Origin of the sequence: Streptomyces durmitorensis (genome assembly GCF_023498005.1) — a bacterium.
Lineage (GTDB): Bacteria > Actinomycetota > Actinomycetes > Streptomycetales > Streptomycetaceae > Streptomyces > Streptomyces durmitorensis.
Window position 1 is genome coordinate 5885799 of record NZ_CP097289.1, and the last position, 14162, is coordinate 5899960.

The window sequence follows — 14162 nt, forward strand, 5'->3', positions numbered from 1 at the left end:
GGGCCTTCGGCTTGGTGCGCCCGGTCGGATTCGAACCGACAACAGCTGGTTCCTAGGACCAGTCTCTCTGCCAGTTGGAGTACAGGCGCCGAAGCGCCTCCTACTTTACTGGGCGAAGTCGTCTGTCGGTGGAGAGGGCCGCAAACCGGTTCGGCGTCGGCCTCCCCGGCACCACGTGCTCGTAATCGCGTGACAGTTGGGGCACAGCAGGCGCAAGGGCCGCCTGTTCGCAGCCTCGTACGGACTAACGAACCGACAATCGGACAGTCACCCCTGGAATGCGGAACAGCCCGCCTCACTTCGCGTGTGGGGCGGGCCGTTCGGGGCGGGGCGGGGAGAGGGAGGGTTCAGAACCTCGGCGTAGGTGCGGCGGCCTCCACCAGTTCTGCCGCCTCCTGCTTCGTCTCCACCGACGGGGGCGAGCCCGACAGTGGCTTCTGGGCTGTTTCCTTCAGGCAGGCCACCGCCACTATGCCGACCAGTGCCGCCGCCATCGAGTAGTACGCCGGGATCATGTCCGTCCCCGTGATGCTGATCAGCGATGTGATGACCAGGGGGGCCGTGCCGCCGAAGAGGGAGGCGGAGATGTTGTAGCCGACCGACAGGGAGCCGTAGCGGACCGACGTGGGGAACAGGGCCGGGAGCGTTGCCGACATTGTGCCGAGCAGGCAGACCAGGGAGAGGCCGAGCATGAGCATGCCGCCCGAGACTGCCAGAAGGCTGCCCTGCTTGATCAGGAGGAACGCCGGGATCGAGAGGACGAAGAAGCTGACCATTCCCGTCATCAGGAGCGGCTTGCGGCCGAAGCGGTCGGAGAGCTTGCCGACCTGGCTGATGATCAGCATCAGGATCACCATCGTGCCGATGAGGATCAGCAGGCCGTGCGAGTCGTCGTAGCCGAGTTCGTCCGAGAGGTACGTCGGCATGTACGACAGGAGCATGTAGTCGGTGACGTTGTACGCGCCGACCAGGGCGATGCACAGGATCAGCGTGGGCCAGTAGTTGGTGAAGATCTTCGCCAGGTCGCCCTTGGCGGTGGTCTCCACGGTGGAGGCGCCCTCGGACGCCGCGTGGAAGGTGGCGTCCTCCATCTTCTGGAACGCGGGCGTCTCGTCGAGCTTCAGCCGCAGGTAGAGGCCGACGAGGCCGAGCGGGCCCGCGACGAGGAACGGGACGCGCCAGCCCCACGACTCCATGGCCGCGGAGCCGAGTGCCGTGTTGAGGATGAGGACCAGGCCGGCCGCGCCCGTGTAGCCGGCGAGGGTGCCCATCTCCAGGAAGCTGCCGAAGTAGCCGCGGCGCTTGTCGGGGGCGTACTCGGCGATGAAGGTGGACGCGCCGCCGTACTCACCGCCCGTCGAGAAGCCCTGCACGAGGCGGAAGAAGATCAGCAGGACCGGGGCCCAGAAGCCGATCGTGGCGTAGGACGGGATCAGGCCGATGGCGAGGGTGCCGATCGCCATCATGATCATCGTCAGCGCGAGGACCTTCTTGCGGCCGATCTTGTCGCCCATCGGGCCGAAGACCATGCCGCCGATGGGCCGCACGAGGAAGGACACCGCGAAGGTCGCGAAGGAGGAGATCAGCTGGACCGTGTCGTTCCCGGAAGGGAAGAAGACGTGGCCGATGGTGACGGCCAGGTAGCTGTAGATGCCGAAGTCGAACCACTCCATGGCATTTCCGAGCGAGGCCGCTTTGACCGCCCGCTTGACCGCGGCATCGTCCGTGACCGTGATGTCCGTGCGGCGCAGTGGTGGATTCGCGCGCCGTTTGGCGGCTCGGAAGAGGGTGCGGTGGCGCTTCACAGCCTCTGTATCGGCCTCTGCCTCGTCGTGGGCCGCCATGGGTAGTCCTTCCGTTCTGCGAACAATCCTCCTGGGATCACTTGCTCGAACATCTCCGACGCAAACGAACGCCCCCATGAAGGGGGCGTTCGTCACAGTGTGAGCGGGGCGGGGAGGCGCGGGTCAGATGCCAAGGTCCTTGATGATCTTGGCTACGTGGCCGGTCGCCTTGACGTTGTAGAACGCGTGCTCGACCTTGCCCGCCTCGTCGACCACGATCGTGGAGCGGATGACGCCGGTCACGGTCTTGCCGTACAGCTTCTTCTCGCCGAAGGCGCCGTACGCCTCCAGGGTCTCCTTGGAGGGGTCGCCGACCAGCGTGACCTTGAGGTTCTCCTGCTCGCGGAACTTCGCCAGCTTCTCCGGCTTGTCCGGGGACACGCCGATGACGTCGTAGCCCGCGGTCGCGAGCGCGTCGAGGTTGTCGGTGAAGTCGCAGGCCTGCTTGGTGCAGCCGGGGGTGAGGGCGGCCGGGTAGAAGTACACGATGACCTTGCGGCCCTTGTGGTCGGCCAGGGAGACGTCCTTGCCGTCCGCGTCCGGCAGGGTGAAGGCCGGGGCCGTCTCGCCGGGGGTGAGTCGCTCGCTCATCTTCGGTCTCCTCGCACAGGGTGCTCGTAAAACGTGTGGTGACGGAGTCGAGGGTAATAGGGGTGCCGTGGGGTGCGGTGCGCCCGGAGCTGACAGACTGTCGGCGATACGTACAGAAGAACAGACAGCCGGACACGACCACGGAGGCAGCGCGGTGTCGGACACGTCGGATATCAGGACCCCGGCGCAGATCGAGGCGGACATCAAGCGCCGTCGCGAGACGCTCGCCGAGACGCTCGACGAGATCGGGGTGCGGGTCCACCCGAAGACGATCGTCGGTGACGCGAAGGCCAAGGTCGTCGCGGGCTTCGACAACTCCCTCGGCCGGGTGTACGTCGGTGCCAATCGCGTCATCTCGGACGTGCGGGGCCAGCTGGTGACCGAGGACGGTGCGCCGCGTCTGGAGCGCGTCGTGCCGGTGGCGCTGGTGGTCGTGGGGCTCGTGGGGCTGCTCACGGTGAGTTCGCGCCGCCGCAAGCGCTGACCCGGCATCGCACAAGCACTGACCCCGCATCGCACAAGCACTGACCCGGCATCGTACGGGCGTGCCGTTGGCAGGTAGGTTCGGGGCGTGAGCGCCAAGAGCCAGGGACACAGCACCCACGACGACAAGCTGCCCATCCGCATGCTGCACGACCGCGTGCTGGTGCGGCAGGACACAGGTGAGGGCGAGCGCAGGTCGGGCGGCGGCATCCTGATCCCCGCGACCGCCGCGGTCGGCAGGCGTCTGGCCTGGGCCGAGGTCGTCGCCGTCGGGCAGAACGTGCGCGCGGTGGAGCCGGGTGACCGGGTCCTGTACGACCCCGAGGACCGGGCCGAGGTGGAGGTGCGGGGCGTGGCGTACGTGCTGATGCGCGAGCGCGATCTGCATGCCGTGGCCGCCGACCGGTTCGAGGGCTCCGAGGACTCGACCGGGCTGTATCTGTAGGCCGCGCAAGCATTGCGAGGGGCTGGTGACCATCGTCACCAGCCCCTTTTGCGCGTTCTTTGCTACCTTTTAAGGACCCCGACGAGACGCGCCGTACCGGGTTTCCGCAAAGACGACGCACCCCCATTCAAGTGACGCGATCTCGCGTCTCTACGTGTCGGAGGTGCCGTCGTGGCCTGGGTTCTGTTGATCGTCGCCGGTCTGCTCGAAGTGGGCTGGTCGATCGGGATGAAGTTCACCGAGGGGTTCACCCGGCTGTGGCCGAGCGTGTTCACCGGCCTCGGGATCGTCGCGAGCATGCTGCTGCTCTCCCATGCCGCCAAGACGCTGCCCATCGGTACGGCGTACGGCGTGTGGGTCGGCATCGGTGCTGCCGGTGCGGCGGTGGTCGGGATGATGGTGCTCGGTGAGCCCGCCACCGCCGCCCGGATCTTCTTCGTCGTGCTGCTGCTCGTGGCCGTCGTGGGTCTGAAGGCGACCTCGGGGCACTAGCCCCCCACCGGCTACTGGGCGGGTTCGCCCCGCCTTCTGGTGGTCGAGCCGTCCGTCAGGCCGCCCAGGGCTCCGGCGTCGGCACCCGTACCGCCGTCGGCGGTGGAGCCGTCGGTCTGCCCCTGGGCGGCGCCCGGATCGGCGGTGGTGCCGCCGTCGGCCGTTCCGCCGTCGACGGTGGCACCGCCGTCCGTCTGGCCCTGCGTCTGCCCCTGATCCTGCCCCTGGGTCTGCCCCTGGTCCTGGCCCTGGGTCTGCCCTTGGTCCTGGCCCTGCGTCTGGCCCTGGTCCTGACCTTGGGTCTGGCCCTGGTCCTGGCCCTGCGTGTCGTCGTCGCCGCCGGTGGCCGCGCCGCCGGTCGCCGGGTCCGGCTCGACGTCCGTGGGGTCGGGGATCTCCGGCACGTCGGCGCCCTCCTCCAGCTCCAGGTCGAAGTCCCGCACCGGCTCGCCCTCCAGGGCGTCCCTGGTGAACTGCGCCCAGATCTGGGCGGGGTAGGCGCCGCCGTTGATACGCGGCTGGCCGAGCGCCCCGTACAGCGGCGTGTGCGCGCCGGTGTCCGGATCCTGGCCCATCACGGAGACCACCGTGGCGAGTTCGGGGGTGTAGCCCGCGAACCAGGCGGCCTGGTCCTCCTCCGCGGTGCCGGTCTTGCCGGCCGCCGGGCGGCCCGCGGCCTGCGCCGCCGTGCCCGTGCCGCCGTCGACGACGCTCTGCAGGATGGACGTGGTGGTGTCGGCGGCCTCGCGGCTGACGGCCTGCGCGGTCTTCTTCTCCGGCAGTTCGATCTCCTGGCCGTCCTTGGTGACCCTCTCGACCATCGTGTACGTGCCGTGCTTGCCGTGGTTGGCGAGCGTCGCGTACGCCTCCGTCATGTCCAGGACGGAGGCCGTGGACGGGCCGAGCGCGATGGAGGGTGACGCGGTCAGGTCGGGGGTGGACTCCGGGACGCCGAGGGCGATCGCCGTGTCCTTGACCTTGTCCGAGCCGACGTCGACGGCCATCTGCGCGTAGACGGAGTTGACGGACTTGTCGGTGGCGGCGCGGACGGTGATGTTGCCGTAGTTGACGTCGTCCTCGTTCTCGGGGGCGTACGTCCCGCCGTCCCAGCCCTGCACCGGGCGCTTGTTGGTGCCGTCGTAGATCGTGTTCGGGGTGATCGTGCGGCCGTCCTGGGTGACCGAGCCGTTCTCCACGGCCGAGGTGAAGACGAACGGCTTGAAGGTGGAGCCCACTTGGTAGTCGCGGCGCGTGGCGTTGTTGACGTACTGCTTGGTGTAGTCGATGCCGCCGTACATCGCGACGACCTTGCCGGTGTCCGGGTCGATCGAGGCGCCGCCCGCGCGCACGTTGCGGTCGACCTTGCGGGCGTCCTTGTCGACCTTGGACATCACCTGGTCGTCGACGGCCTCCTTGAAGGCGTCCTGGCGGTTCTTCTGGAGGGTGGTGGTGATGCGGTAGCCGCCCTTGGCCAGGGTGTCCTCGTCGACGATGTCGTTGGACGTCAGGTAGTCCTCGACGGCCTGCACGAGGTAACCGCGCTGCCCGGAGAGGCCGGAGGCGCCCTTGGCCTCCTTCGGCGTCGGGAACTTGGTCTTCGCGCGTTCGGCGGCGCTGAGCCACCCCTCCTTGACCATGCCGTCCAGGACGTAGTTCCAGCGGCCCACGGCGCGCTGCTTGTTCTCCGGGTGGGTCGCCACGTCGTACGCGTTGGGGGAGTTGAGGAGCGTCGCCAGATAGGCGCCCTGCGCGGTGTCCAGGTCCTTGACGTCCTCGCCGAAGTAGGCCTGGGCCGCGGCCTGCACGCCGTACGCGTTGCGTCCGAAGTAGCTGGTGTTGAGATACCCGGCGAGGATGTCGTTCTTGCTCACCTCGCGGTCCAGCTTGATGGAGATGAAGAACTCCTTCGCCTTGCGGGTGATCGTCTGCTCCTGGCCCAGGTAGTAGTTCTTCACGAACTGCTGGGTGATCGTCGAGCCGGACTGCTTGCCCTTGCCGGTGACGGTGTTCCAGGCGGCGCGGACCATCGCCTTGGGGTCGACCGCGGACTCGCTGTAGAAGTCCCGGTCCTCGGCGGCGAGCGCGGCGTGCTGGACCTTCTTGGGGATCTGGCTCAGCGGTACGTTCTCGCGGTTGACCTCGCCGTCGCGGGCCAGTTGGCTGCCGTCGGCGTAGAGGTAGACGTTGCTCTGCGCGGTGGCGGCCGCGTTGGCCGGCGGGATGTCGACGATCATGTAGCCCGCGACGAAGCCACCGACGCAGAGCAGGATCAGCAGGATGAACCCGCCGAGCACCATGCGCCAGGTGGGGAAGATCCGCCGCCAGCCCTTGCGCTTGGGGCGTTTCTTCTTGCCCTTCTTGCCTGCGGGTGCCTCTGACGACTCCTCAGGGGTCTCATCGGGGGTGTCCACGGGTTCGCGGGGCGCCCAGCCCTCTGGTCCCTTGGCGCCCTGCTGCTGCGGCTCGTCGCTGCTCATGTCTCGTGGAACTCCCGTTTCGCGTCGTACGTCACGTACGCCTCGTACGACCCATTGCACACTGTCGCTTCATGCGTTCCCTGCCAGGCACGCGCCGTGCGCCGAAAATGCCTGGCACGAGCGATGACGACCGCACTAGGCTCCGTCTCTTTGGCCCGGAACGGGCACGGCTTTCGTCAAGGCTGTCGTCAAGACTCTCGTTAAAGGGGATGCGTGTGCGTACAGGACGGTTCCGCTTGTACGCGGCCGTCGCCGGAGCGGGCTTCAGGCGGTACGCCACCTATCGGATCGCCACCCTGGCGGGCGTGTTCACCAACACCGTCTTCGGGCTGATCCTGGCGTACACGTACATCGCACTCTGGGACGAGCGGCCGGGGCTCGGCGGCTACGACCAGGCGCAGGCACTGACGTTCGTATGGCTGGGGCAGGGGCTGCTCACGGTGATGTCGTTGATGGGCGGTGGCTTCGAGGGCGAGCTGATCGAGCGGATCCGCTCGGGAGACATCGCGGTCGATCTGTACCGGCCCGTCGACCTGCAGGCCTGGTGGCTCGCGACCGACCTGGGCCGGGCCCTGTTCCAGCTGCTCGGGCGCGGTGTCGCGCCGATGGTGGTCGGCTCCCTCGTCTTCGACCTGGCCCTGCCCACCGATCCGCTGCAATGGCTCGCGTTCCTGCTCGCCGTGTTGCTCGGCGTGGTGGTCAGCTTCTCGATCCGCTTCCTGGTGGCGCTCTGCGCGTTCTGGCTGATGGACGGCGCGGGCGTGACCCAGATCGCGATGCTCGCGGGCACCTTCTTCTCCGGGATGCTGCTCCCGCTGAACGTCTTCCCGGGCGCCCTGGGCGAGATCGCCCGCGCCCTGCCCTGGTCGGCTCTGCTCCAGGTGCCCGCCGATGTGTTCCTCGGCAAGCACACGGGCGTGGACCTGCTCCAGACGTACGCCTTCCAGATCGGCTGGGCGGCGGCGCTCCTCACGGCCGGGCGGCTGTTGCAGGCGGTCGCCACGCGACGGGTGGTGGTCCAGGGTGGCTGACCTGGCACAGGCGCGGGAGGGGCTGCGCGCCTACCGGCTGATCTCCGGCATGTGGATCCGCTCCCTGATGGCCTACCGGCTGTCCTTCGCGATGACCGCGCTGGGCAACCTCGCGGTGACGGCGTTCGACTTCGCCGCGATCCTGCTGATGTTCTCCCAGGTGGACCGGCTCGGCGGCTACTCGCTGCCCGAGATCGCCTTCCTGTACGGCGCTTCGGGCACCGCGTTCGGGCTCACGGACCTCGCCATGGGGTCCATGGACCGGCTGGGGAGGCGGGTGCGTGACGGCACGCTCGACACGCTCCTGGTGCGGCCCGTCCCGGTGATCGCGCAGGTCGCCGCCGACCGGTTCGGCCTGCACCGCATCGGGCGCGTCGTCCAGGGGGTGCTCGTCCTCACGTACGCGCTCGTGGTCCTGGACATCGACTGGACCCCGCTGAAGGTCCTGATGATCCCGTTGATGCTGCTCTGCGGATCGGGGATCTTCGCGGCCGTGTGGGTGGCGGGCGCGGCCTTCCAGTTCCTCGCGCAGGACGCGGCCGAGGTGCAGAGCGCCTTCACCTACGGCGGCAACACGCTGCTCCAGTATCCGCCGACCGTCTTCACCAAGGACATGGTGCGCGGGGTGACCTTCGTGCTGCCGCTCGCCTTCGTGAATTGGATCCCCGCGCTGTACGTCCTCGGGCGCCCCTATCCGCTGGACCTGCCGACGTGGGTGGCGTTCACGCCGCCGCTGGTGGCCGCCGTCCTTCTCGCGCTCGCGGGCCTCGCCTGGCGCACGGGCCTTCGTTCGTACCGCAGCACAGGGAGCTGAACTGCCGTGGAACCAGACCTCATTGAGCTCGACGGCGTCGAGAAGGTCTTCGACGTCGCCAAGAAGACCGGCTTCCTGCGGCGCGAGAAGCACGAGGTGCGTGCCGTCGACGGCATCAGCTTCACCGTGCCGCGCGGCGAGATGGTCGGCTACATCGGGCCGAACGGCGCGGGCAAGTCGACGACGATCAAGATGCTGACCGGCATCCTGACGCCCAGCGGAGGGCGGCTGCGCGTGGCGGGCATCGACCCGTCCCGCGAGCGCACCCGCCTGGCGCGGCGCATCGGCGTGGTCTTCGGCCAGCGCACCACCCTGTGGTGGGACCTGCCGCTGATCGACTCGTACCGCCTGATGCACCGCATGTACCGGATCCCGGACGCCCGCTTCAAGGAGAACCTCGACCGCTGCGTCGAACTCCTGGAGCTGGGCGCCCTGTTGGACGTCCCCGTGCGCCAGCTCTCGCTCGGCCAGCGGATGCGCGGCGACATCGCGGCGGCGCTGCTCCACGATCCCGAGGTGCTTTACCTGGACGAGCCGACGATCGGCCTCGACGTGATCAGCAAGGCCAAAGTGCGCCAGTTCCTGCGGGACTTGAACGCGGAGGCGGGCACGACGGTCCTGCTCACCACGCACGACCTCACCGACATCGAGCAGCTCTGCAAGCGCGTGATGGTGATCGACCACGGCCGCCTGATGTACGACGGCGCGCTTGCCGGTCTGCACGAGGTGGGCGAGAGCGAGCGGACCCTGGTCGTGGACCTGGAACGCGAACTTCCGCCCATCGAGGTGGAGTCGGCGCGGGTGGTGAAGGTGGAGGGCCCGCGGCAGTGGCTGGCCTTCCCGGCTGCGGAGTCGGCAGCTCCGCTTGTCGCCCGGGTCGCGGAGCGGTATCCGATGGTCGACCTCTCGGTCAGGGAACCCGACATCGAGGCGGTCATCGCCAAGATGTACGCGGAGAAGGCGACCTCGTAGGCTGCTCGCATGACCGACGAGCAGCCTCATCTCCCGGACCTTCGGGCCGCCGACGCCGACCGTGAACGCGTCGCCGAACGACTCCGTGACGCCGTGGCCGAGGGCCGCCTCGACATGGAGGAGTTCGAGGAGCGCCTGGACGCGACGTACAAGGCACGTACGTACGGCGAGCTCGAGCCGATCACCCGGGATCTGCCGGACGTGGGCGCCAAGATCTCCATGGTGAAGGGCCCGGCGAGCCGCGATCCCGACGCCATCGACTGGTCCGAGCGGATGGTGAGCGGCGAACCGACGTCGAAGCTCGGCTTCGCCTTCTGGGGCGGTTTCAGCCGCAAGGGCGGCTGGGTGGTCGGCCGGCAGTTCGACGGGATCGCGGTGTGGGGCGGCGGCGAGATCGACCTGCGCGAGGCGCGGTTCACGGAGCGCGACGTGGAGATCCGCTGCTGGACCGTCATGGGCGGCATGCAGGTCATCGTGCCGCCGGAGATGAACGTCCTGGTCAAGGGCTTCGGCTTCATGGGCGGCTTCGACGACAAGGCGACCGGCGAGGGCACCCCCGGTTCGCCCCGCGTCGTCGTCAAGGGCTTCGCCCTGATGGGCGGCGTCGGCGTGGACCGCAAGATCCGCAGGGCCGAGAAGCTGCGCCTGAAGGAGGAGCGCCGCCGCGAGCGCCTGGAGCGGCGCGAGGCGCGGCACGAGCTGCACGCGCGCAAGCGCGAGGAGCGGGACTGAGCCGGGGAGATGACCCAGGGAGATGAGCCGGGGAGATGACCCGGGGAGGGAGATGAGCCGGGGGTGCGCCCCGGCTCGGCGGCCGGCTACAGCTCGGCGGCCGCGGATCCCCGCAGGTGCGTCAGGTTGAACGTCTCCGCCATCTTGCGGTAGCCCAGGTCGCTCGGGTGCAGGTGGTCGCCCGAGTCGTACTGGCCGCGCAGCTTGCGGGGGTCGTACGGATCGCGCAGCGCCCGGTCGAAGTCGACGAACTCGTCGAACACCTTGCCGTCACGGATCTGCTCGTTCACGGCCTGGCGCACGTTCTCAAGACCCGGCTCGTACCCCCGGTGGCCGCCGAACGGCATCAGGGTCGCCCCGACGACCCGAAGACCGCGTGTGTGCGCCTGCCGCGTCAGCTCCCGCAGGCCCTCGACGATGCGGTCGGGGTCGTTCTGGTGCGGGTTGCGCAGGATGTCGTTGACGCCGAGTGCGACGACGACGGCCTTGATGCCCGACCGGTCGAGGACGTCGCGGTCGAAGCGTGTGAGGCCGCTCGGGTTGTCCGCGGGGGTTCCGTTGCCGTCCGAGAGGATGCGGTTGCCGCTGATGCCCTCGTTCACGACGCCGTAGCGCGGGGCGCCCGACTCTTCGCGCAGGCGGTCGGCGAGGGTGTCGGTCCAGCGGGCGTTGGCGCCCATGGTGGAGGAGATGCCGTCGGTGAGCGAGTCACCGAAGACGACGACGGTGCCGTTCGACTCGTTGCTCAGGACGTCCACGGCCGAGAGGTAGCGCCAGGAGGTGCTCTGCTGGGTGTACGCGGCGCCGTTCGGGTCCTCCGTACGGTCGCCCTCGGCGATGTAGCTGACCTGGCGCGCGTGCGGGTGGAAGGTGGCCGGGCCCGACGGGGTCGGCGAGAACGTCGTGACCAGGAGGTCGACGTCGTGCGGCACGCGCAGCCTGACCGCGTCGCTCATCACCTGCTGGCCCGCGGGGATCACCACGGACGTGTTGCCGTTGAAGGCGAGGCGGCGCAGGGTGCCCGGCGCCGCGGCCGGGTTGTTCGCCCCGGCGGCCACGGCGATGGAGGCGTGGGTGATGCTCAGCGGCTGCTGCCCGTACAGGTTCGACAGGGTGATGCGGGCGCTGTCGCCGCCGACGCTGGTGTGCACGACGTTGCGGATGGAGCGGCCCGCGAAGCCGTTGCGGTGCGTGTTTGGTTCGGCTGCCGCGGGGGATGCGGCCCACGTACCGACCCAGGTGCCCGCGGAGGCGGGCGCCGCGGAGTTGCGCGGGCCGCGGGGCCCCGCGCTGATGGTGTCCTGAGATCCGTCGTCGGTGGATACACCGAGGTATATGGCGGCGGAAATCACCACTATTACCGCGAGGACCGCGGCAAGCAGGGCATAACCGTGACGCTTGGTCATGCGGGCTGTGTCTCCTCGAGCAGGGGGAGCCTGATCGAGGCTCCGATGTGATCACCCCATGATGCGTCATGGGCCGTGAGGCGGCCGACACTGCCCCCCTCCGACCATTCAGACGCCGGGAACTTGTGGTCCGTTCCAGGAGTCGGTCAGGAAGGGACGCAGAGAGACGGGGACAATACGGCGGAGAACGCCGCGAACCACGCGAACGGGTCAGGTGGAGTGAGTGGAACGCACGAATCGATCAATTCCGGAGGATACGGCGGAAGCGGGCGCTGCGGGACAGCATGCCCGTGAGCCCCGCCCTTCAAGCGGCGTCACACCCGGCTCCGGTGCGGGCGGCGTCACACCCGGCTCCGGCGCTGGCGGCTCCGGCGCGAGGGGAGGCGGCTCCGCTCCGGGCGGCGGCGGTTTCACGTACAGCCCCGCCGACGAGGAGAAGCGGCGCGGCGTCCGCCGGATGAAGATCACCGCGACGGGCCTGCTCGTCTTCGTCGCAGTCGTCTACGTCCTGGCCAAATGGGCGCAGAACTCCGGCGCCGGAGCCTGGGCGGGCTATGTCGCCGCGGCGGCCGAGGCCGGCATGGTCGGCGCGCTCGCCGACTGGTTCGCGGTGACGGCGCTCTTCCGCCACCCGCTCGGCCTGCCCATCCCGCACACGGCGATCATCCCGAACAAGAAGGACCAACTGGGCGCATCCCTCGGCGACTTCGTGGGCGAGAACTTCCTCTCCTCCGATGTCGTACGAGGCAGACTGCGCGCGGTGGGCATCGGCAGCCGCCTCGGCACCTGGCTGGCGGACCCTGAGCACGCCGACCGGGTGACGGCCGAACTGGCCACGGCCCTGCGCGGCGCCCTGACGGTCCTGCGCGACTCGGACGTCCAGGCGGTCGTCGGCGAGGCCATCACGCGCCGCGCGGACGCCCAGGAGATCGCGCCAGGCATCGGCAAGATGCTGGAGAAGGTCGTCGCGGACGGCGGCCACAAGCGGGTCGTGGACCTGGTCTGCGTCCGCGCCCACGACTGGCTGGTCGAGCACGACGAGTCGGTCATGGACGCCGTCCAGGGCGGCGCCCCCGGCTGGACCCCGCGGTTCGTCGACAAGAAGGTCGGCGAGCGCGTCTACAAGGAGCTGCTCCGCTTCCTCGCCGAGATGCGGGACATGCCCGAGCACCCCGCGCGCGGCGCCGTCGACCGCTTCCTCGCCGACTTCGCCGCCGACCTGCAGTCCGACTCCGACACCCGCGAGCGCGTGGAACGCCTCAAGCGGGAGGTGCTCGGCCGCGGCGAGGTGCAGGACCTGATCGCCTCCGCCTGGTCGGCGGTGCGCCAGATGATCGTGGCCGCCGCCGAGGACGAGCGCAGCGAACTGCGGCTGCGGGTGCGGGCCGCGCTGCTCTCGCTCGGCTCGCGGATGGCGACGGACGGCCGCTTGCAGCAGAAGGTCGACGGCTGGGTCGAGGGCGCCGCGGTGTACGTGGTGACGACGTATCGGGACGAGATCACCTCCCTGATCACCGACACGGTCGCGGGCTGGGACGCCGAGCACACGTCGAAGAAGATCGAGGCCCACATCGGCCGCGACCTTCAGTTCATCCGGATCAACGGCACGGTGGTGGGGGCGTTGGCGGGGCTCGCGATCTATACGGTGTCGCACGTGGTCTTTTAGCCGTCCGGCGGGCGAGGGGGTTTCAGCCCGTCCGGCGTTTGAGGACGAACTCGGCGGAGCCGGTGATGACGGCAACCAAGGCCCCTGCGCCAGCGGGTTTTCGGGAAGGGGCGGGGTCGGGGAAAGGAAAAGCGCAGTGACCAGGCCTCACAGCGTCGCGGTCCTGATCCGCGACGGCGTACTGCCCATGGAGCTGGGCCTGGTCCACCAGCTGTTCGGCAGCGCACGCTCACCACAGGGCGCGCGCCTCTACGAGCTGACGACCTGCGCCCTGACCCCCGGCAGGATCCGCACGGACGCCGACTTCCCGGTCTACGCGGAACACGGCCCCGAGGCGGTGGCGGCCGCGGACACGGTCATCGTCCCTGCCTCGCACGAGGAGGACGAGTCGCTGACGCCGGGCGGCCTCCCGCCCACCCTGGCGAAGACGCTCAAGTCCGCCACAGGCGCCGGCGCCCGTATCGCCTCCATCTGCACAGGTGCCTTCGTCCTGGCGGCGGCAGGCCTCCTGGACGGCCGCAGAGCAACGACCCACTGGCTCTCGACAGACCTCTTCGCTCGCACGTTCCCGGGCGTGAGCGTCGACCCGGACGTCCTGTACGTGGACGAGGGCGCGGTCCTCACATCGGCGGGCGAGGCCGCGGGCATCGACCTCTGCCTGCACATGATCCGCCGCGACCACGGCGCGGCGGTGGCGGCGGAGGTGGCCCGCCGCACCGTCGTACCCCCGCACCGCGAGGGCGGCCAGGCCCAGTACATCCGGCGCCCGGTGGCGGAGCCGCGCGTGACGTCGACGAGCCGGGCCAGGGAGTGGGCCCAGACGCGCCTGTCGGAGCCCCTGACGCTGGCCGAGATGGCCGAGCAGGAGTCCATGAGCGTCCGCACCTTCAGCCGCCGCTTCCGCGAGGAGACGGGCCTGACGCCGATGCAGTGGCTGACGCAGCGCCGCGTGGACCGGGCCCGCGAGCTCCTGGAGGAGACGGACCGCACGGTCGACCGCATCGCGGCGGAGGCGGGCTTCGGCACGGGCGCGTCGCTGAGGCAGCACTTCCAGGCGGGGCTCGGGGTGTCGCCGGGGGCGTACCGGATTACGTTCAGGGGGACGTCCGGGGGGACGTCCAGGGGGACGCGAGGCTGACCGCCTTGCCCTTTGAGGAGCTCGGTCTGAGTACGCGTACTCTGTCGCGCCCCATGGCGAGGTCGGCAGGC

General features: G+C 69.5%; 13 protein-coding genes, 1 tRNA gene and 1 riboswitch. Of the genes, 9 read left to right on the plus strand and 5 right to left on the minus strand.

Annotated elements, in window-relative coordinates; translation table 11 throughout:
- Positions 1–12 precede the first annotated feature (12 nt).
- The 3 genes from M4V62_RS26355 to bcp form a co-directional block, all read right to left on the minus strand.
- Positions 13–89 (minus strand) — tRNA-Leu (locus tag M4V62_RS26355).
- A gap of 258 nt (positions 90–347) precedes the next feature.
- A complete protein-coding gene (gene proP, locus M4V62_RS26360; protein ID WP_249589690.1) occupies positions 348–1844 on the minus strand; it encodes a glycine betaine/L-proline transporter ProP in 1497 nt (498 codons plus the stop codon).
- Positions 1845–1967: 123 nt separating this feature from the next.
- Complete coding sequence (gene bcp / locus M4V62_RS26365; RefSeq protein ID WP_249589691.1) at positions 1968–2435, minus strand: thioredoxin-dependent thiol peroxidase; 468 nt, start codon at positions 2433–2435, stop codon at positions 1968–1970.
- Between the two features lie 154 nt (positions 2436–2589).
- Between bcp and M4V62_RS26370 the strand changes: the two genes are divergently transcribed.
- The 3 genes from M4V62_RS26370 (at position 2590) to M4V62_RS26380 (ending at position 3855) form a co-directional block, all read left to right on the plus strand.
- Positions 2590–2919 carry a DUF3618 domain-containing protein gene (locus M4V62_RS26370; RefSeq protein ID WP_249589692.1) on the plus strand — a complete coding sequence of 110 codons (330 nt, stop codon included), beginning with the start codon at positions 2590–2592 and terminating at the stop codon, positions 2917–2919.
- 141 nt (positions 2920–3060) lie between these two features.
- Positions 3061–3363, plus strand: coding sequence for a GroES family chaperonin (locus M4V62_RS26375; RefSeq protein WP_107101836.1), 303 nt, complete (start codon positions 3061–3063; stop codon positions 3361–3363).
- A 52-nt stretch (positions 3364–3415) separates the two neighbouring features.
- Positions 3416–3485: riboswitch (guanidine-III (ykkC-III) riboswitch) on the plus strand.
- A gap of 49 nt (positions 3486–3534) precedes the next feature.
- On the plus strand, positions 3535–3855 hold the full coding sequence (locus tag M4V62_RS26380; RefSeq protein WP_249589693.1) for a DMT family transporter: 321 nt from the start codon (positions 3535–3537) through the stop codon (positions 3853–3855).
- Positions 3856–3866: 11 nt separating this feature from the next.
- On the opposite strand, the gene M4V62_RS26385 is transcribed toward M4V62_RS26380, so the two are convergent.
- Positions 3867–6332, minus strand: coding sequence for a transglycosylase domain-containing protein (locus M4V62_RS26385; protein WP_249589694.1), 2466 nt, complete (start codon positions 6330–6332; stop codon positions 3867–3869).
- Positions 6333–6541: 209 nt separating this feature from the next.
- On the opposite strand from M4V62_RS26385, the gene M4V62_RS26390 reads away from it, so the two are divergent.
- Genes M4V62_RS26390 through M4V62_RS26405 form a run of 4 tightly spaced genes read left to right on the plus strand, consistent with a single transcriptional unit; the run spans position 6542 to position 9881 of the window.
- Positions 6542–7363 (plus strand): ABC transporter permease, encoded by an 822-nt coding sequence (locus M4V62_RS26390; RefSeq protein ID WP_249589695.1) that lies wholly within the window; start codon positions 6542–6544, stop codon positions 7361–7363.
- A 49-nt stretch (positions 7364–7412) separates the two neighbouring features.
- Complete coding sequence (locus M4V62_RS26395; RefSeq protein WP_249593003.1) at positions 7413–8177, plus strand: ABC transporter permease; 765 nt, start codon at positions 7413–7415, stop codon at positions 8175–8177.
- 6 nt (positions 8178–8183) lie between these two features.
- Positions 8184–9149: an ABC transporter ATP-binding protein gene (locus tag M4V62_RS26400; protein WP_249589696.1), complete on the plus strand. Its 966-nt coding sequence runs from the start codon at positions 8184–8186 to the stop codon at positions 9147–9149.
- Positions 9150–9158: 9 nt separating this feature from the next.
- A complete protein-coding gene (locus M4V62_RS26405) occupies positions 9159–9881 on the plus strand; it encodes a DUF1707 SHOCT-like domain-containing protein (RefSeq protein ID WP_249589697.1) in 723 nt (240 codons plus the stop codon).
- 86 nt (positions 9882–9967) lie between these two features.
- Here M4V62_RS26405 and M4V62_RS26410 read toward each other — a convergent pair whose 3' ends face one another.
- Positions 9968–11287 carry an SGNH/GDSL hydrolase family protein gene (locus M4V62_RS26410; protein WP_249589698.1) on the minus strand — a complete coding sequence of 440 codons (1320 nt, stop codon included), beginning with the start codon at positions 11285–11287 and terminating at the stop codon, positions 9968–9970.
- A 223-nt stretch (positions 11288–11510) separates the two neighbouring features.
- On the opposite strand from M4V62_RS26410, the gene M4V62_RS26415 reads away from it, so the two are divergent.
- Positions 11511–12953 carry a DUF445 domain-containing protein gene (locus M4V62_RS26415; RefSeq protein ID WP_425574995.1) on the plus strand — a complete coding sequence of 481 codons (1443 nt, stop codon included), beginning with the start codon at positions 11511–11513 and terminating at the stop codon, positions 12951–12953.
- 136 nt (positions 12954–13089) lie between these two features.
- Positions 13090–14091, plus strand: a complete 1002-nt coding sequence (locus tag M4V62_RS26420) for a GlxA family transcriptional regulator (protein WP_249589699.1) — start codon at positions 13090–13092, stop codon at positions 14089–14091.
- The last annotated feature ends 71 nt before the right edge of the window (positions 14092–14162 follow it).

Coding starts and splice junctions, on each gene's coding strand:
- bcp (WP_249589691.1), bottom strand. CDS start 2,435: ATGAGCGAGCGACTCACCCCCGGCGAGACGGCCCCGGCCTTCACCCTG.
- M4V62_RS26390 (WP_249589695.1), top strand. CDS start 6,542: ATGCGTGTGCGTACAGGACGGTTCCGCTTGTACGCGGCCGTCGCCGGA.
- M4V62_RS26395 (WP_249593003.1), top strand. CDS start 7,413: ATGTGGATCCGCTCCCTGATGGCCTACCGGCTGTCCTTCGCGATGACC.
- M4V62_RS26405 (WP_249589697.1), top strand. CDS start 9,159: ATGACCGACGAGCAGCCTCATCTCCCGGACCTTCGGGCCGCCGACGCC.
- M4V62_RS26385 (WP_249589694.1), bottom strand. CDS start 6,332: ATGAGCAGCGACGAGCCGCAGCAGCAGGGCGCCAAGGGACCAGAGGGC.
- M4V62_RS26410 (WP_249589698.1), bottom strand. CDS start 11,287: ATGACCAAGCGTCACGGTTATGCCCTGCTTGCCGCGGTCCTCGCGGTA.
- proP (WP_249589690.1), bottom strand. CDS start 1,844: ATGGCGGCCCACGACGAGGCAGAGGCCGATACAGAGGCTGTGAAGCGC.
- M4V62_RS26375 (WP_107101836.1), top strand. CDS start 3,061: ATGCTGCACGACCGCGTGCTGGTGCGGCAGGACACAGGTGAGGGCGAG.